Source organism: Catenuloplanes sp. NPDC051500 (genome assembly GCF_044454585.1).
GTDB lineage: Bacteria > Actinomycetota > Actinomycetes > Mycobacteriales > Micromonosporaceae > Catenuloplanes.
The window spans coordinates 16,552-33,978 of record NZ_JBITDX010000029.1 but is presented as its reverse complement, the minus strand read 5'-3'; the positions used below and the strand labels follow the sequence as shown (position 1 = coordinate 33,978).

At 72.8% G+C, this 17,427-nt stretch carries 14 protein-coding genes; 9 read left to right on the top strand and 5 right to left on the bottom strand.

Features of this window, described 5'->3' with window-relative positions; all coding sequences use genetic code 11:
- Positions 1-17: 17 nt before the first annotated feature.
- Positions 18-992, top strand: a complete 975-nt coding sequence (locus ACIA8K_RS36575) for an alpha/beta hydrolase (protein ID WP_396067898.1) — start codon at positions 18-20, stop codon at positions 990-992.
- A gap of 61 nt (positions 993-1,053) precedes the next feature.
- Here the strand turns inward: ACIA8K_RS36575 and ACIA8K_RS36570 are convergent, their stop codons facing one another.
- From ACIA8K_RS36570 to ACIA8K_RS36555, 4 genes are all read right to left on the bottom strand, one after another.
- Positions 1,054-2,004 (bottom strand): ABC transporter substrate-binding protein, encoded by a 951-nt coding sequence (locus ACIA8K_RS36570; RefSeq protein ID WP_396067896.1) that lies wholly within the window; start codon positions 2,002-2,004, stop codon positions 1,054-1,056.
- Between the two features lie 14 nt (positions 2,005-2,018).
- A complete protein-coding gene (locus ACIA8K_RS36565) occupies positions 2,019-2,957 on the bottom strand; it encodes an ABC transporter permease (protein WP_396067894.1) in 939 nt (312 codons plus the stop codon).
- Positions 2,957-4,465 (bottom strand): sugar ABC transporter ATP-binding protein, encoded by a 1,509-nt coding sequence (locus ACIA8K_RS36560; protein ID WP_396067892.1) that lies wholly within the window; start codon positions 4,463-4,465, stop codon positions 2,957-2,959. The genes ACIA8K_RS36565 and ACIA8K_RS36560 overlap by 1 nt, the downstream gene beginning before the upstream one ends.
- Before the next feature lie 85 nt (positions 4,466-4,550).
- Positions 4,551-5,435: a hypothetical protein gene (locus ACIA8K_RS36555; protein WP_396067890.1), complete on the bottom strand. Its 885-nt coding sequence runs from the start codon at positions 5,433-5,435 to the stop codon at positions 4,551-4,553.
- Between the two features lie 289 nt (positions 5,436-5,724).
- On the opposite strand from ACIA8K_RS36555, the gene ACIA8K_RS36550 reads away from it, so the two are divergent.
- Positions 5,725-6,717, top strand: a complete 993-nt coding sequence (locus ACIA8K_RS36550) for a DNA topoisomerase IB (RefSeq protein WP_396067888.1) — start codon at positions 5,725-5,727, stop codon at positions 6,715-6,717.
- A 70-nt stretch (positions 6,718-6,787) separates the two neighbouring features.
- Here ACIA8K_RS36550 and ACIA8K_RS36545 read toward each other — a convergent pair whose 3' ends face one another.
- On the bottom strand, positions 6,788-8,194 hold the full coding sequence (locus ACIA8K_RS36545) for an aldehyde dehydrogenase family protein (RefSeq protein ID WP_396067886.1): 1,407 nt from the start codon (positions 8,192-8,194) through the stop codon (positions 6,788-6,790).
- 130 nt (positions 8,195-8,324) lie between these two features.
- Here ACIA8K_RS36545 and ACIA8K_RS36540 point away from each other — a divergent pair, with 130 nt between their 5' ends.
- From ACIA8K_RS36540 to ACIA8K_RS36510, 7 genes are all read left to right on the top strand, one after another.
- The gene (locus ACIA8K_RS36540) at positions 8,325-9,962 is read left to right on the top strand and encodes a carbamoyltransferase (protein WP_396067884.1); all 1,638 of its coding nucleotides are present in this window, start codon (positions 8,325-8,327) and stop codon (positions 9,960-9,962) included.
- Between the two features lie 131 nt (positions 9,963-10,093).
- Positions 10,094-11,104, top strand: a complete 1,011-nt coding sequence (locus ACIA8K_RS36535; protein WP_396067882.1) for a glycosyltransferase family 2 protein — start codon at positions 10,094-10,096, stop codon at positions 11,102-11,104.
- Between the two features lie 119 nt (positions 11,105-11,223).
- Positions 11,224-13,182, top strand: a complete 1,959-nt coding sequence (locus tag ACIA8K_RS36530) for an HAD-IIIA family hydrolase (protein WP_396067978.1) — start codon at positions 11,224-11,226, stop codon at positions 13,180-13,182.
- On the top strand, positions 13,179-14,117 hold the full coding sequence (locus tag ACIA8K_RS36525; RefSeq protein WP_396067880.1) for a glycosyltransferase: 939 nt from the start codon (positions 13,179-13,181) through the stop codon (positions 14,115-14,117). Before ACIA8K_RS36530 ends, ACIA8K_RS36525 begins: the two co-directional genes overlap by 4 nt.
- Positions 14,102-15,283, top strand: a complete 1,182-nt coding sequence (locus tag ACIA8K_RS36520) for a glycosyltransferase (RefSeq protein WP_396067878.1) — start codon at positions 14,102-14,104, stop codon at positions 15,281-15,283. Before ACIA8K_RS36525 ends, ACIA8K_RS36520 begins: the two co-directional genes overlap by 16 nt.
- Complete coding sequence (locus tag ACIA8K_RS36515) at positions 15,283-15,882, top strand: SIS domain-containing protein (protein WP_396067876.1); 600 nt, start codon at positions 15,283-15,285, stop codon at positions 15,880-15,882. Before ACIA8K_RS36520 ends, ACIA8K_RS36515 begins: the two co-directional genes overlap by 1 nt.
- Positions 15,879-17,423, top strand: a complete 1,545-nt coding sequence (locus tag ACIA8K_RS36510; RefSeq protein ID WP_396067874.1) for a PfkB family carbohydrate kinase — start codon at positions 15,879-15,881, stop codon at positions 17,421-17,423. Before ACIA8K_RS36515 ends, ACIA8K_RS36510 begins: the two co-directional genes overlap by 4 nt.
- Positions 17,424-17,427: the final 4 nt, after the last annotated feature.

Below are 17,427 nucleotides of genomic sequence, written 5' to 3'. Positions count from 1 at the left end.
CATCGGGGGCCCGTCACATGAGCAACACCGTCATACGCGTCCTGCGGCCGGTCGGAATCACGGTGGCCGCGATCATCGCCGTCCTCCTGGTGGTGGTGATCGCGCTGTTCGCCTGGCCGCTGGACGGCGACGGCCTGCACCCCGCAGCACAGCGCCTGAGCTTCGCGGAGGCGCAGGCCCGGATCGTCGCGGCCGAGGCGAGGGAGCAGGCCGACCCGGCGCTACGGCCCGAGTGCCGCTCCCGGTCGCTGATCCACGACGGGAAGCCGGCCGCGGCGTCAGTGCTGATGCTTCACGGCTTCACCGCCTGCCCGGCCCAGTTCGGCGAGCTGGCCCAGCTCTTCTTCGACAAGGGCTACAACGTCTACGTGCCGCTGGCGCCCGCGCACGGCTTCCCGGACCGGAGCGCGCTGCCGTCGCTGCGTGCAGAGGAGCTGATCGAGTACGCCTCCGGCGCGCTCGACGTGACCCAGGCGCTCGGCAGCGGTGACACCGGCGTGATCGGGCTGTCCGGCGGCGGCGTGCTCGCCACCAGGATCACCGCGGACCGCCCGGACGACGTGCGGCACCTGCTCGCCATCTCGCCGTTCTACCGCCCGGCCGCCGCGCAGGCGCCGTCGATCATCGTGAAGCCGTTCACCGTCCTGTTCGGATTCCACCTCGTGCCGGACCACGTGAACGGCGCGAACCTGTCCTTCTACGCGCTCAGCCAGTACCTGCGCCTCGCCGAGACGATCGACACCGGCCGTACCGGCGGGAACCTGGCCTCGATCGCGGTCGTCACCAGCCCGAACGACGGTGACATCGACCTGGCGCGGGCCGTCTCGGTGCCGCTCGACATCGCGGACGCGCGCGGGCTGAACCTGCTGACCCACGAGATCCCGGCGGACCTCGGCGTCGGGCACGACGCGGTCGACCCGGGCGACATCGGCGCGGCCAAGACCGACCTGTACCCGCGCTACCTGCGGCTCTACCAGGGCTCCGCCGACTGACCGCGGCCACATGACGCCGGCCACGTGCACGGCCGCCCAGGCGCGTTCCGCGTCGCCACCGTCACTGGTAGAGCACGGCCTTGATCTCGGCCGAGTCGATGTTCGTCTTGTCGTACCAGAAGTAGCCGGTGTCGACGGTCTTCTCCAGGGCCTCGCCGCGGATCGCCTTCATCGCGGCCTTGACCAGCTCCGCACCCATGCCGACCGGGTTCTGCGTGATCGCGCCGGCCATCACGCCGGACCGGATCGCGTCCAGCTGCGCGCGGCCGGAGTCGAAGCCGATCACCGTGACGCCTGACGTGCCGGACTCCTGCACGCCTCGGACCACGCCGATCGCGGAGCCCTCGTTCGCGCCGTAGATGCCCTTGACGCCCGGATTCGCCCGGAGGATCGACTTGGTGATGTCCGCGGACTTCGCCTGGTCGCCGTCGCCGTACTGGACCGGAAGCAGCTGGATGCCGGGCGCATTGGCGGACATCCAGCCGGTGAAGCCGTCGCGCCGCTGCTGGCCGGTCAGGCTGGTCTGGTCGTGCACCACGAGCGCCACCTGCCCGGAGCCGCCGATCAGCGCGGACATGCGCTTCGCGGCCTCGCCGGCGGCGGCCAGGTTGTCGGTGGCGGCGGTGGTGAGCGGCACCTGCGAGTCCACCCCGGAGTCGAACGCGATCACCGGGATGTTCTGCGCCTTCGCCTGCTGCAACAGGCCCTCCGCGGCCCTGGAGTCGAGCGCGGCGAAACCGATCGCGTCCGGCTTCTTCGCGATCGCGTTGGTGAGCATGGTGATCTGCGCCTCGACCTCCTTCTCGGTGGCCGGTCCCTCGAAGCTGATCGTGGCGTCCGACGACAGCGCCTCCTGCTCCGCGCCCTTCTTCACGGCCTGCCAGAACTGGTGCTGGAAGCCCTTGGAGACGATCGCGATGTAGGGCTTGTCGGCACCGGCACCGGCACCGCGGTTGCACGCGGCGAGCCCGGCCACGGCCAGTCCACCGATCAGAAGCTGACGTCTGCGCATGGGACCACTCCTACTCAGAGGGCCGTCCGCCGCCGTGCCATGTCGGCGTAGACGGCGACGAGGATGACGATGCCGAGGATGACGTTCTGCCACTCCTGCGGGATGGACAGCAGTTGCAGGCCGTTGTTGAGCACCGAGATGATCAGCGCGCCGATCACGGTGCCGACGATCGAGCCCTTGCCGCCGGAGAGCGAGGTGCCGCCGATCACCACGGCGGCGATCGCCTGCAGCTCGTAGCCGGCGCCGGTGGCGGGTTGCGCGGAGCCGAGCCGGGCGGAGATCATCACCCCGGCCAGGCCGGTGAACAGGCCGGCAAGCGTGTAGACCGCGATCTTCCAGCGCGTCACGTCGATGCCGGAGAGCGCGGTGGCCTCCTCGTTGCTTCCCATCGCGAACGCGTACCGGCCCAGCACGCTGCGGCGCAGCAGCACGGCCGCGACCGCGGTGGCGGCGATCAGTACAAGCACCGCGTTCGGAAAGTCCGGGATGAGCGTGCCGGTGGAGAGCAGCAGGTAGCCGGGGGAGTCGTTGAAGTAGATCGGCGTGCTCTCCGAGACCACGAGCGCAAGCCCCTGCGCGACGAGCATGGTGGCAAGCGTGGCGATGAACGGCGGCAGCCCCAGCCGCGCGGTGTTGACACCGTTGACGACACCGATCAGGCCGCCGAACAGCACCGCGAGCAGCACGCCGAGCGGCCACGGCAGACCCCAGGTGACCACGAACGTGCCGGACATGACCGCGCACAACGCCATGCCGGTGCCGATCGACAGGTCGATGCCGCCGGTCACGATCACGAACGTGGTGCCGAGCGCGAGCAGGCCGATCACCACAGTGGAGAACAGGATGTTCACGACGTTGCCGTAGGTGCCGAACATCGGCGTGGCGATCACGAAGCAGATCGAGATGACGATCAGGCCGGCGAACGCGAGCAGCTGCTGAAGACGGGCGATCATCAAGTACTCCGCTCGGTGGCCAGACGCATGATCCGTTCCTGGGTGACCTCGGCCGCGGACAGCTCCCCGCTGATCCGGCCGCCGCTCATCACCAGCACGCGGTGCGCCATCCGCAGGATCTCCGGCAGCTCGGAGCTGATCATGACGATCGACCTGCCCTGCGCGGCCAGCTCGTTGAGCAGCTGGTAGATCTCCTCCTTCGCGCCGACGTCGATGCCGCGGGTGGGCTCGTCGACGATCAGCAGGTCGCAGTCGGCGGCCAGCCAGCGGGCGATGACGACCTTCTGCTGATTGCCGCCGGAGAGGTTGCGCGCCTCCTGGCGTACCCCCGGAGTCCTGATCTTCAGGGTCTTGATCTGGTTCTCCGCCGTGTCGCGGACCGCGCCGTCGTCGACGAACCCCGCCCGGGACAGCGTGCCGCTCAGCGCGGAGAGCGCGATGTTCGCGGCCACGGACTGGTCGAGCAGCAGCCCGAACTGCTTGCGGTCCTCGGAGAGGTAGCCGATCCGCAGCGCGGCGGCCTGCGCGGGATTGCGGATCCGCACGGCCCGGCCACGCACGCTTACCGTGCCTGCGGTGATCGGGTCGGCGCCGACGATCGCGCGGGCCAGCTCGGTGCGGCCCGCGCCCATCAGGCCGGCGATGCCGAGGATCTCGCCCTCGCGCACCTCGAAGCTGACGTCCCTCAACAGGTGTTTCGTCGTCAACCCGTCGACCCGCATGATCGTCGGCCGCGTCGCGCGCACGCCGGCCGGTGCCGCGTCCACCGTCAGCTCGCGGCCGACCATCATCGAGATGATCTGCGGCAGCTCGGCCTCCGCGGTCGCGACAGTGCCGGCGAAACGGCCGTCGCGGATCACCGTGATCCGGTCGGAGACGCGTTTCAGCTCCTCCAGCCGGTGCGAGATGTAGATGACGCCGGTACGCGGCCCGGTGAACCGCCGGATCAGGCCGTGCAGCACCTCCACCTCGGCGTCGTTGAGCGCGGCGGTCGGCTCGTCCATGATCAGCACGCGTGCCTCGCGGGACAGCGCCTTGGCGATCTCCACCATCTGCTGGCGGGCCACGGTCAGGCCGCCGACAAGCGCCGTCGGCTCCAGCGGCAGGCCGAGACGGTCCAGCAGCTCGGCGGTGCGCAGGTTGAGTGTCCGCTCATCGACGAACAGGCCGAGGGTACGAGGTTCGCGCCCGATGAAGACGTTCTGCGCGACGGTCAGGTCCGGCATCAGGTTGAACTCCTGGTGCACGATGCTGATCTCCCGTGAGTGCCGGGGATCGAGCACCGCGCCGTCCAGCCGGAAGTGCCCGGCGTCCGGGCGGAGCGCGCCGGTCAGCAGCTTCATCAGGGTGGACTTGCCGGCGCCGTTCTCGCCGACAAGCGCAAGCACCTCGTTGTGCCGCAGGTCGAGGTGCATGTCCTGCAACGCCTGCACGCCGGGGAAGCCCTTGCTCACGCCGTCGGCCTCGAGCAGGCGGGTGGGGCTCATCGGCATGAAGTCATCAGACATCTGACCTTTGAGCTATGTCAATGCTTCGATGTCGCTCACCCTCGGAGGCCCACCGCGATCGACCCGATGTTTCGTGCGTCCCCGCTCAGGCGGTCCGGGTGAGCAGGGCTTCGGTTGCCGGGCCCGCCGTCGAGGGGAAGTCGAAACGGGCCGCGCCGGCCTGCACTGTCACCACGTGCACGCCGAGGTACCGGGTGTCCGGGGTGGCGTACACCGCGCTGATCCTGGCCCGGGGCAGCACCGTGCGCGCAAGCGAGAGATCGTCGCCACCCGGCGAGAACGCGGCGCGGTGGTGGAGGAACAGGAGCTCCCGGTCGTCGGTGACGGTGATCGAGGCCAGCAGCGTCACCGGCCGGACCGCGCGGTAGAGCCGCTCGACCGGCGAGACCGGCGTGACCACCTGCCGGCCGCCCACGTTGAGCAGGCGCATGCGCGGTTCCCGGGCCATGATCCGCTCGAAGTCGGTCACCAGCCCGGCCTCCTGACGACCAAGATCAAGACGCGGTGGGTACGGGTGGGGGCCGGGGCCCGCGGCCGGGCCCTCCGGCAGGTATCCCCGCCGGAGCAGCCGGACCAGATCGAGGACCGGCCCGTCGGCGGAGCCGTTGTAGTGCACGCTCACCGCGCCGCCGTCGATCGTGAACACGGTCAGGCACCCGTCAAGCAGGTGCGTGCTGTCCTGCACCGCCGCGATCCGGTCGAGCGGCAGGCGTATCGCGTCGTAGGTGTGGTCGCGCCGGCTCAGCACCACGAAGCTCTCCTCGTCCACCGCGAGCAGGTGGTCGTAGAGGTCCATGTCCGCCGTGGCGTTCCGCCGCTCGATGTCCCGGGGGATCTTCAGCATCAGCCGGTACGCCGCCGGGTCCAGGCCCGCGCCGCGGTACAGGCGGGGCACGTCCTCGACCGTGCGGACCTCGTCGATCCACGGCCCGAATCTGTCGAACTCCGGCGTGCGGTAATTGCTGATCACGCCCGGAGCCTAGCGGGCGGTGGGCACCCCCGTACGCGCCGTTTCCGCTCCGCGGAGGTGACCGGCGGCGGAGATCGCGGCTCGGCCCCGGCCCCGCGGAACCGGCTCCGAACGGCGGCCCGAAGCGGAGCGCCAGCGGAGTCTTCGGGCCGCCGGAGGTTGGCCCGCGGGAGCGTGCGGGCCGGGCCACCGCGGAAGCGGGAAAGTGATCCGGCTCTTGCTGTTGTTGCCGGTCAGGCAGGGGAGAAAATGGGTGGTTAACGTTGTGAAATCGGGTAAATCCGTGCCCATGACCACACAGGGCGGCCGAGGCCGTCTCCGCCGCAGCAGGGTGGACGGTCCCGGGCTCAGCCGCCGTCGCCACGGCAGCGGCTTCAGCTACCGGGACGCGCACGGCCGGGTGATCACGGACGCGGACACGCTGCGCCGGATCCGTTCGCTTGCCATCCCGCCGGCCTGGCGGAACGTGTGGATCTCGGCGGACGCGCGCGGCCACGTGCAGGCCACAGGCGTCGACGATGCCGGGCGCAAGCAGTACCGCTACCACGACGACTGGCGGACCGCGCGGGACGTGAAGAAGTTCGACCGGGTGCTCGACGCCGCCCGGCACCTGCCGTCCATGCGCGCCCGCGTCCGCCGCGACCTGACCGGCCGTGGCCTCACCCGCGACCGGGTGCTCGCGGCGAGCGTGCGCATGCTCGACCTCGGCCTGTTCCGGGTCGGCGGCGAGGTCTACGCGACCCGCAGTGAGGACCCGTCGTTCGGCCTCTCCACGCTCCGCGCCGACCACCTCTCCATCCACGGCGGCGTCGCCACGCTCTGCTTCACCGGCAAATCCGGCGTCGAGCACTGCATCACCATCGAGGATGCCCTGGTCGGGGCGGTCCTCCAAGGCCTCAAGAAACGCCGCCACGGCGCCGAACGACTGCTCGCCTACTGGGACCCCGCCGCCCGCCGATGGGCCGAGATCTCCGCCGACTCGATCAACTCCTACCTGCGCGAGATCAGCCACCGCCGGATGACCGCAAAGGACTTCCGCACCTGGCACGGCACGGTCTCCGCCGCGGCCGCGCTTGCCGCCGAGGGTCCCCGCCCGACCCCGGCGAAGCGCCGCCGGGTGGTGGCGCGGGCGATGAAGCAGGTCGCGGCGGCGCTCGGCAATACGCCCGCGGTGGCCCGCGCCTCCTACGTCGACCCGCGTGTGGTCGAGCACTACGAGAAGGGCGGCGAGTTCGTCACCGGCAGTGAACGCGAGGTGCGCGAACTCCTCCAGAAACCCTGACAGCCGATCGTCCGCTCCCGTGGTGGCCGGTATTTGATGCAGTGAACGGGCTGCTGGGGACGTAAGGATCTCACCAGCCGTTCGGCGGGGCCTCGATGTGGACGGCTTTGGTGGCGGTGAACTCGTCGAGGAGTTCGGGGCCGTAGCCGAAGCCGTGGCCGCTGGCCCGGCGTGGGTGGGCCGCTCCGCCGGGGGCGCCACCGAAGACGGCGTTGATCTTGACGGTGCCGGTGGGGAGGGTGCGCCAGGCCCGCTGCGCGTGGCTCATGGACGGGGTGAGGACTGTGGCGGCCAGGCCGTAGGGGGAGTCCGCGGCGCGCTTGAGGGCCTCGTCGAAGGAGTCGACTGTCAGCACGGGGGCTACCGGGCCGAAGGTCTCGTCCCGCATGATGGGCATGTCGTCGGTGCAGTCGGCAAGCACCGTGGGTGGGTAGAACGCGCCGGGGCCGTCCGGGACTGTGGCGCCGGCGAGCGGCTGGGCGCCGGCGGTCACGGCGGCGGCGACCTGGCCGTGGACGGCGTCGCGGAGGCGGGTGTCGACCAGGGGGCCGATCCGGGTGGCCCAGGTGGCGGCCTCGGCGGTCAGCGCGGCAAGGAACGCGCCGGCGATGTCGCGGTGGGCATAGATGCGTTCGACGGCTACGCAGATCTGGCCGGAGTTGGCGAACGCGCCGGTGGCGGCCTGCGCGGCGGCCCACCCCGGGTCCACGCCGGCGTCGATGATCAGCGGGTCGCTGCCGCCGTTCTCGAGCAGCGGTTTCGCGCCGGTGCGGGCGCAGGCGGCGGCGATCGCGCGGCCGGTGGCGGTCGAGCCGACGTGTGCGACCACGTCCACGTCGGCGGCGGCGAGCGCGGCACCGACCGGGGCGTCGCCGCTGACCAGGGAGAGGACGGCGTCGGGGAAGTGCGGGGCGAGCAGCGCGACCAGGCGGTGACCGGTGGCGGGGGTGCGTTCGCTCGGCTTGTGCACGACCGTGTTGCCTGTGACAAGCGCGGCGCCGAGCAGGCCGCAGGCGACCGCGACCGGATCGTTCCACGGGGTGATCACGGCGACGACGCCGCGTGGGACGTAGGCCATCAGGTCGATCGCCGGTTCGTCGCCGGCAAGCGTGCGCCCACGGTGCACCGGGCCGAGTTCCGCGTACTGGCGGAGCGTGCCGATGCCGGCGGCGATCGAGTCCGCGGCCTCGGCCTCGGGCTTGCCCATCTCCGCGTGCATAAGCGCTGCCAGCTCGCCGGTGGCGCGTTCGACCGAGTCGGCGGCGGCGCGCAGGGCGGTGGCCCGGGCCGCGGGAGCGGTGGCGGCCCAGCCCGGCGCCGCGTTGCGGGCCGCGCGCACGGCTTCGGTCACGTCGGTGTCGGCCGAGACCGGCACGGTGCTCACCGGCTCCCCTGAAGAAGGATCAAAAACGGTCACGGTACGACCGGAGGCGCCCTCACTCCAGTTACCGCCGATGAGCTGCGAGACGACATTCACCGCGTTCGCTTTCCCTTGTGCAACGGACGTAAACGGGCACGTTTTGGCACTATCAGTACTGGTCGAAGGAATTTTGGAGAAGTCACTGATCTTGCGAATACACCGCGACTTGTAGGGAACGCGGCTCCCCATGCGAGTCCTGGGCATCAATGCGATCTTCCATGATCCGTCCGCCGCACTGATCGTCGACGGCCGCGTTGTCGCCGCCGCGGAGGAGGAACGGTTCAGCCGGCGCAAGCACGGCAAGCGACCGGTGCCGTTCTCCGCCTGGGAGCTGCCGGAGCTGTCCGCCGCCTGGTGCCTGGCGAGCGCGGGCCTGCGACCGGACGAGGTCGACGCGGTGGCGTACTCGTTCGACCCGGCGCTGACCGAGGATGCGGCAGGCCTGGGACTCAACGATCCGTGGGACCACCTGCGCGTCGACTACGCGCGACGGGCGCCGCAGTTCCTCGCGGCGGCGCTGCCCGGGCTCGACCCCGACCGGGTGCGGTTCGTGCCGCACCACGTCGCGCACGCGGCCTCGGCAGGACTTGCCGTGCCGGAGGACAGCGCGGTGCTCGTGCTCGACGGTCGCGGCGAGTCCGCGAGCCATCTGGCCGGCGTGTACCGGGACGGTGCGCTGACCACGCTCGCGGCACAGCGGCTGCCGCACTCACTCGGCCTGCTCTACGAAGACCTGACCCGGCACCTCGGATTCCTGCACTCAAGCGACGAGTACAAGGTGATGGCGCTCGCCTCGTACGGGACGCCCCGGCACCTCGGGCTGCTCCGCGAGCTGGTGCGGGCCACCGACGACGGCGGCTTCACCGTCGAGCGGATCGACTGGGGCGCGCTCGCGAAGCCCTTCACCGGCCGGCTCACCGACGAGCACGCGGACCTGGCCGCGAGCGTGCAGGCGCGGCTTGAGGAGGTGCTTCTCGACCTGGCCCGGTGGACGTACGACGCGGCCGGTGGGCCGGGCACGCTGACGATGGCCGGCGGGACCGCGCTCAACTGCGTGGCGAACGCGCGACTGGCGGCGGAAGGACCGTTCGACCGCGTGTGGGTCCAGCCGGCCGCCGGGGACTCCGGGACCGCGCTCGGCGCCGCGCTCACGATCGCCCGCGGGTCCGGGCCGGTGGCGCCGTTCACGGGCGCGGATCTGGGGCGCGGCTGGAGCGACGAGGAGTTGGAGGCGGAGCTGCGGCGGGCCGGACTGCCCCACAGCCGGCCGGAGTCGATCGCCGCCGAGGCCGCGCGGGTGCTGGCCGGGAACGGGATCGTCGCCTGGTACCAGGGGCGCAGCGAGTACGGGCCGCGCGCCCTCGGACACCGTTCGCTGCTCGCGCATCCGGGCGACCGGGACACGCAGACGCGGATGAACGACGTGAAGGGGCGCGAGCAGTTCCGGCCGATCGCGCCGATGGTCCGGGCGGAACGGTTCGCGGAGATCTTCGAAGGGGTGTTCCCGAGCCCGTACATGCTCTTCGTGCACACGGTCCGGCCGGAGTGGCGGGACCGGATCCCGGCGGTCACCCACGTGGACGGGACGGCGCGCGTGCAGACCGTGGATGCGGAGGACTCGCCGCTTGTCGCGGCGATGCTTGCGGAGTTCGACAGACTGACCGGGCTGCCGGTGGTGGTCAACACGTCGCTGAACACGGCGGGCCGGCCGATGGTGGACACGCCGCGCGAGGCGATGGAGCTGTTCGGCTCCGCGCCGGTGGACCTGCTGGCGATGGGGCCGTTCGCGGTGCACCGGGGCGAGGCGTTCGGGGCGGCGCGATGACCGGAGTGTCGATCGTCGTCCCGACGCTTGGGCGGGAAAGCCTGCGGGGCGTGCTTGGAGCACTCACCGTGACTGCGGGAGGTGCGTCCGTGCTCGCTGGAGGTGCGCCTGTGCTCGCTGGAGGTGCGTCCGTGCTCGCTGGAGGCGCGTCCGTGCTCGCGGGAGGTGCGCCTGTGCTCGCGGGAGGTGCGCCGGTCGTTGGAACGGCCGCCTCCGCGGAGAGCGCCGCGGCCCTTCGCGCCGGATGCCGGAGGACACCTGTCGAGATCCTGGTGGTCGACGACAGGCGGAACCGGTCGGCGGAGCTGCCGCTGCCCGGCGGCGTCGACGTGAAGGTGCTGACCGGCCGGGCGGAGGGACCTGCCGCCGCCCGCAACATGGGGTGGCGGGCCGCACGCCATGACTGGGTGGCGTTCCTCGACGACGACGTGATCCCGGACCCGGGCTGGCTCGACGCGCTCGCCGCGGACCTGGCCGCCGCGCCGGACCGGGTCGGCGGGATCCAGGGCCGGCTACGGGTGCCGCTGCCGGACGGCCGCCGGCCCACCGACTGGGAGCGGGTCACCGCCGCGCTCGCCGACGGCGCGTGGATCACCGCGGACATGGCGTACCGGCGAAGGGCTCTGGAGGTCTGCGGGGGTTTCGACGAACGGCTGCCGCGCGCGTTCCGGGAGGATGCGGAGCTGGCGTTTCGGGTGCGGGCGGCGGGCTGGGAACTGGCCCGGGGTGCGCGATCGGTCACGCATCCGGTGCGGGCTGTGGACCGGTGGGTGAGCGTCCGTTCGCAGCGCGGCAACGCGGACGACGCGCTGCTACGACGGCTCTACGGTCAGGCCTGGCGGTCCAAATTGGAGGTTCCGGCCGGGCGGCGGGCGCGGCACGCACTGGTGACCGCGGCCGGTGCGCTCGCATTGACGGCGGCCGCCGCGCGCCGGCCGGTGGTAGCCGCGATCGCGGGTGTGGCGTGGGCGGCCGGGACCGCGGAGTTCGCCGCAGCCCGGATCGCACCCGGGCCACGGACCGCAGGCGAAATCGCCACCATGACGGTGACAAGCGCGGTCATCCCGCCGCTCGCGGTCGGCTGGTGGCTGCGCGGGTGGATCCGCTGGCGCGGCGCCCGCCCGCTGGAGGCGAGGCGGTGAGCACCGGGGGCGCGTCGGCCAGGGGTGCGGGGGCCCGGGGCGCGTCGGCCGGGGGTGCGGTGGCCGGGGGTGTGGTGGCCGGGGGTGTGGTGGCCGGGGGTGTACCGGGCGGCAGTTTGATGGTCGCAGGTGGGGAGGCCGGGGGCGGCGGCCCGGCAGCCGCGAACGAGGTTTCGCCTGCCGGTGGCCCGGCGACAGTTCTCTACGACGCCGTGCTGTTCGACCGGGACGGCACGCTCGTGGTGGACGTGCCCTACAACGGTGATCCCGCGCTGGTCCGCCCGATGCCGGGAGCGCGGGCCGCCCTGGACCGGCTCCGCGCGGCCGGCCTGCGGCTCGGCGTGGTGACGAACCAGTCCGGCCTGGCCCGGGGCCGGTTTACCCACGCGCAGCTGGACGCGGTCAACGCGCGGGTCGATGAGCTGCTCGGGCCGTTCGGCACGTGGCAGTTCTGCCCGCACGACGAGCGCTCCGGCTGCCGCTGCCGCAAGCCCGCCCCGGGCCTGGTCGAGGCCGCGGCCGCCGCGCTCGGCACCGACCCGCGGCGATGCGTGGTGGTCGGCGACATCGGCCGGGACATGCAGGCCGCAGCGGCCGCGGGTGCCGCAGGCGTGCTGGTCCCGACCGAGGTTACGCTCGCACCGGAGATCGCCGCCGCACCCGCGGTAGTCGCCGATATCGAGTCGGCCGCGGAGCTGATTCTGCAGCGCATCGCGCTTGTGACGCCGACGGAGGCGCTCGTCACGCCGGCCGGGACGCATGCCGTGCCGACCGGGACGCGCGGTGCGCTGGCCGGGACGCGCGGTGCGTTGGCCGGGACGCGCGGTGCGCCGGCCGAGCCGGGCGTTCCGGGTGTCGCGCCGGGCGTTCCGGGTGTCGCGCCGGTTTTTCCGGGCGACGCGCCGGTCGAGCCGGGTGACGCACCGGTCGTTTCACCCAAGACCGGAACAGTCCTTGTGGTACGCGCGGATTCGGCAGGCGACGTGCTGGTCACCGGCCCGGCCGTCCGGGCGGTCGCGGCGCACGCGGAGCGGGTCGTGCTGCTCTGCGGCCCGCGCGGTCGTGCCGCGGCCGAGCTGCTGCCCGGCGTGGACGAGATCGTCGAGGCCCGGCTGCCGTGGATCGACCCGGAGCCGCAGCCGGTCGACGCCGCGCTGGTGTCCGACCTGACCGCGAGGCTTGCCGCGATCGGTGCGGACCAGGCGGTGATCTTCACGTCGTTCCACCAGAGCGCGCTGCCGCTGGCGCTGCTGCTCCGCGCGGCAGACGTCCCCCGGATCACCGCGATCAGCGAGGACTACCCGGGCTCGCTGCTTGACGTGCGGCACCGCGGCGTCCCTGCAGGCGTCCCGGAGCCGGAGCGGGCGCGGTCGATCGCGGCGGCGGCCGGCTTCGGACTCCCGCCGGGCGACGACGGCGGCCTCCGGGTCACCGTGCCGCCCTCCGCCGCAGGCGATCGGCCGGGTCCCTTGCCCATGGTGCCGGCCGACTCAACGCCCATGGCGTCGGCTGACTTAGCGCCCACGGTCCCGGCCGATTCCGCCCCCACGGACACACCTTTCCCCGGATCGGCCGCGCGCAGCTACATCGTGGTCCACCCTGGAGCGTCAGTGCCGGCCCGTGCCTGCCCGCCCGGGACCATGCGGGCGATCACCGCCGCCCTTGTCGCGGACGGCCACGACGTGCGGGTCACCGGCGGCCCCGGCGAGCGCGACCTAGCCGCCTCCGTGGCAGTGGACGGCGCCACCCTGGCCGACTCCACAGATCTCGCCGGTCTGGCCCGTCTGCTGGCCGGGGCCGCAGGCGTGGTCGTGGCGAACACCGGCCCCGCGCATCTCGCGGCCGCTGTCGGCACGCCTGTGGTCAGCCTGTTCGCGCCGACGGTGCCGTATGGACAGTGGGGCCCGTACCGGGTTCCGCACGTCCGGCTCGGTGATGCGGCGGCCGCCTGCCGGGAGTCCCGTGCCGCCCGCTGCCCGATCGCCGGGCACCCCTGTCTGTCCACAGTCGCACCGGCTGAGGTGCTGGCCGCGGTGCGGGCCCTTGTCACACGCTCACCGAGGGAGATGGTCGCGTGAACGTCCTGTTCTGGCACCTGCACGGGTCCTGGGCCACCGCGTTCGTCCAAGGGAAGCACCGCTATCTGGTCCCGGTGAACACCGGGCGGGACGAGTGGGGGAGGGGGAGGGCGCGCACGTACCCCTGGCCGGACTCGGTGGAGGAGGTGGAGGTGGGCGCGCTGACCGACGACGACGTGGACGTCATCGTGCTGCAGCGGCCGGCGGAGCTGGACCTGGTGGCACACCTGAGGAGAGCACCGAGGGTCTACGTCGAACACAACACGCCACGGGGGTACGCCCCGGAGACGCGGCATCCGATGGCGGACCGCGACGACCTGACGCTTGTGCACGTCACCCACTTCAACGACCTGTTCTGGGACGCCGGGGCCACCCGTACCCAGGTGATCGAGCATGGGGTGGTGCCACCGGCCGTGCGCTGGACCGGGGAGCTGGAGCGGCTCGCGGTGGTCACGAACGAGCCGGCGCGCCGCAACCGGGTGGTGGGCGCCGACCTGTACCCGCGGTTCACGCCTGTCGCGCCGCTCGATGTCTACGGCATGGGTGTGGCGGGGCTGTCGATGGACGGGGTGACCACGCACGACGACCCACCACAGGCGGCGATGCACGCGGAGATCGCGCGGCGCCGCGCCTACCTGCATCTGTGCCGGTGGACGTCGCTCGGGCTGAGCCTGATCGAGGCGATGCAGATCGGCATGCCGGTGGTGGCGCTTGCGACGACCGAGGCGGTCGCGGCGGTGCCGCCGAACGCGGGGGTGCTCGCCACGCGCGTCGACACGCTTGTCGAGGCCGCACGGTGGCTGATCGACGAGCCGGAGGCGGGCCGGATTCTCGGGGAGGCCGCCCGGCGGAGCGCACTGATCAGGTACGGCCTCGACCGTTTCCTTGCCGATTGGGACCGACTCCTGGAGGACACCTCATGCGCATCGCGATGATCTCCGAACATGCCAGTCCGCTGGCCGCGCTCGGCGGGGTGGACGCGGGCGGCCAGAACACGCACGTGGCCGCGCTCGCCTCGGCGCTTGGAGACCTGGGCCACGACGTACGCGTCTACACCAGACGCGATGCGCCGGATCTTCCGGAGGTGGTGACCGCGCAGAGCTTCGACGTGGTGCACGTGCCGGCCGGGCCGCCCACGGGGGTGCCGAAGGACGGGCTGCTGCCGTACATGGGGGCGTTCGCGGAGTGGATGGCCGCGGACTGGCGGACGGGCCACGCGCCGGACGTGGCACATGCGCACTTCTGGATGAGCGGGCTGGCGGCCGTCACCGCGGCGCGGGCCTGTGGCGCGCCGGTGGTGCAGACCTATCACGCGCTCGGCACCGTCAAACGCCGCCACCAGGGTACGGCCGACACCAGCCCGCCGCATCGGGCCTCCTACGAGCGGCAGCTCGGCCGGGTGGTGGACCGGATCGTGGTGCAGTGCCGCGACGAGGAGCGGGAGCTGCTGGAGATGGGCGTGCCGGGGGAGCGGATGTCGCTCGTACCCTCCGGCGTGGATCTTGATCTGTTCACCGGGGACGGCCCGGCAGCGCCGCGCACCGGGCGGCGGCGGATCCTCACTGTCGGGCGGCTTGTGGAGCGCAAGGGGTACGCGGACCTGATCCGCGCGCTTCCCCGGCTGCCGGACGCGGAGCTGTGCGTGGTCGGCGGCCCCGGGAACGCCCACGCGCGGCAGCTGCGCGACCTGGCCCGGGAGCACGGCGTGGCGGAGCGGGTGCTGCTGACCGGCGCGGTCGCCCCAGCCGAGATGCCGCGTTGGTACCGGTCCGCGGACGTGCTGGCCGCGACGCCCTGGTACGAACCGTTCGGCCTGACCCCGCTTGAGGCCATGGCGTGCGGCGTGCCGGTGGTCGCGACAGCTGTCGGCGGCTTGACCGACACGGTGGTGCACGGTGTCACGGGCGAGCTGGTCCCGCCCCGCAGCCCGGACGCACTTGTCGCGGCGCTGCGCCGGGTGTTGTACGACGACGTCCGCCGCTCCTCCTACGCGGCCGCCGCCACCGACCGGGCCACCCGGGTCTACGGCTGGCCGTCCATAGCGTCCCGGATCGCGGACGTCTACGCCGAGACCGCGAACCTGCGAGAGGTAGTCGCCTGATGGGACCGATCGACACGCACCTGCAGGGGTTGCAGGCCGCGCTGCCCGGGTTCCGCGCGCTCGCGGCGGCGACGCTGCCGCGGTGGGGGGAGCGGCTCGCCCACCATCTCGGCACCGGCGGGCGGCTGCTCGTAGCGGGCAACGGCGGCAGCGCGGCCGAGGCCCAGCATCTCGCGGCCGAGCTGGTCGGGCGGCTGCGGGACGAGCGGCGCCCGCTGTCCGCGATCGCGCTCACGCCGGACTCGGCCGCGGTCACCGCGATCGGCAACGACTACGGGTTCGAGCAGGTCTTCGCGCGTCAGGTGCACGCCCACGGGCGGCCGGGCGACGTGCTGATCCTGATGTCCACGAGCGGCCGCAGCCCGAACCTGGTCGCGGCCGCGCAGGCCGCCCGGGAGCAGGGTGTGCGCAGCTGGGCGATGACCGGCGCGGAGCCGAATCCGCTCGCCGCGGCCTGCGACGAGACGTTCGGCTGCCCGTCCTCGGATTCGCAGGTGGTGCAGGAGCTGCACCTGGTCGCGGTCCACCTGCTCTGCTCGTACGTGGATCTGTCGCTGCCCGCGGTGGCGGACCGGCTCGAGGAGGCGCTGGCCCGATGAGCCTTCTGGTGATCGTGGGGGACACGCTCCTCGACCGGGACGTGGACGGCGTCGTGCGCCGGATCGCGCCTGACGCGCCGGCTCCGGTGCTCGACGAGGAGACAAGCACGGACCGGCCGGGCGGGGCCGGGCTGGCCGCGCTGCTCGCGGCTGGTGCCGGGTCCGAGATCGCGCTTGTCACGGCGCTGGCATCGGATCCGGCTGCGGAACGCCTCGTCGAGTTGCTGACCGGCGCCGGCATCAGGGTGTACGCGATGCCGTCCACGGTGCCGACCGCGGAGAAGATCCGGTTGCGCGCGTCCGGGCAGGTGCTGGTGCGGCTGGACCGCGGTGTCGAGACCGCGGTGCCGCCGTCGGTGCCGGACGCGGTGCTTGAGGTGATCGCGCGGGCCGGGACGATCCTGGTCTCCGACTACGGGCGCGGCGTGGCCCGGCAGCCCGAGTTGCGGAAGGCGCTCGAGGCGGCGCGCGCGCCGATCGTCTGGGACCCGCATCCGCGCGGGCCGGCACCGGTCCCGGGCATCCGGCTCGCCACGCCGAACGCGGCGGAGGCGCAGTCGATGGCCGGCCATCTGCGCAGCGGCCGGGTGCTCGCTGATGCGGAGCGTGCGGGCTTCCGCCTGAAGGAGCGGTGGTGGGCCGGTGCGGTCGCGGTCACCGTGGGCGCGGCCGGCGCGGTGCTGTGCCAGGGCGGGAGCACGCCGCTTGTGGTGCCCGCACCGGAGACGCCCGGCGGGGACACCTGCGGGGCGGGCGACAGGTTCGCGGCCACGGCGGCGTTGGCGCTGGCCGGGGGCGCGCTGGTGTCCGAGGCGGTCGAGGCGGCGGTCGGGGCGGCCTCGGCCTACGTCGCGGCGGGCGGCGCCTCGGGGGCGTTCGGAAGGCCCGCACCGGCCCCCGGCAGATCGTCAACGGCCGCTACGTCACGAACGACGAGCAGGCCGGAGACGGTGGGGAGGCGGGCCGCGATCAACACCGAGCCGGCCGCGACCTACACCGAGCCGGCCACGATCTACGCCGACCCGGCCGCGCTTCATGCCGACCCGGCCGGGCTTCATGTCGACCCGAATGTGATCGCCGCCGACCCGGTCGCGCTCGCCGACGGGATCCGCGCCCGCCATGGCACGGTCGTCGCCACAGGCGGCTGCTTCGATCTACTGCACACAGGTCACCTGGCCACCCTGCGCGCCGCCCGCCGCCTCGGCGACTGTCTCATCGTCTGCCTCAACTCCGACGCCAGCGTCGCCGCGCTCAAAGGCCCGGACCGCCCGCTCACCCCCCAGCACGACCGCGCGGAGATGCTCGCCGCGCTCGACTGCGTCGACGCGGTGCTGATCTTCGACGAGCCGACCCCCGAAGCGGCGCTCGCCCGTCTCCGCCCGGACGTCTGGGTCAAGGGCGGCGACTACTCCACCACCGAAGACCTGCCCGAGGCCGCGCTCGTCCGCCGCTGGGGTGGCCGGGCCGTGATCGTGCCCTACCTGAGCGGCCGCTCCACCACGGAGACCATCGCCGCAGCCCGTACCGGTTCGAGAGGATAGGACG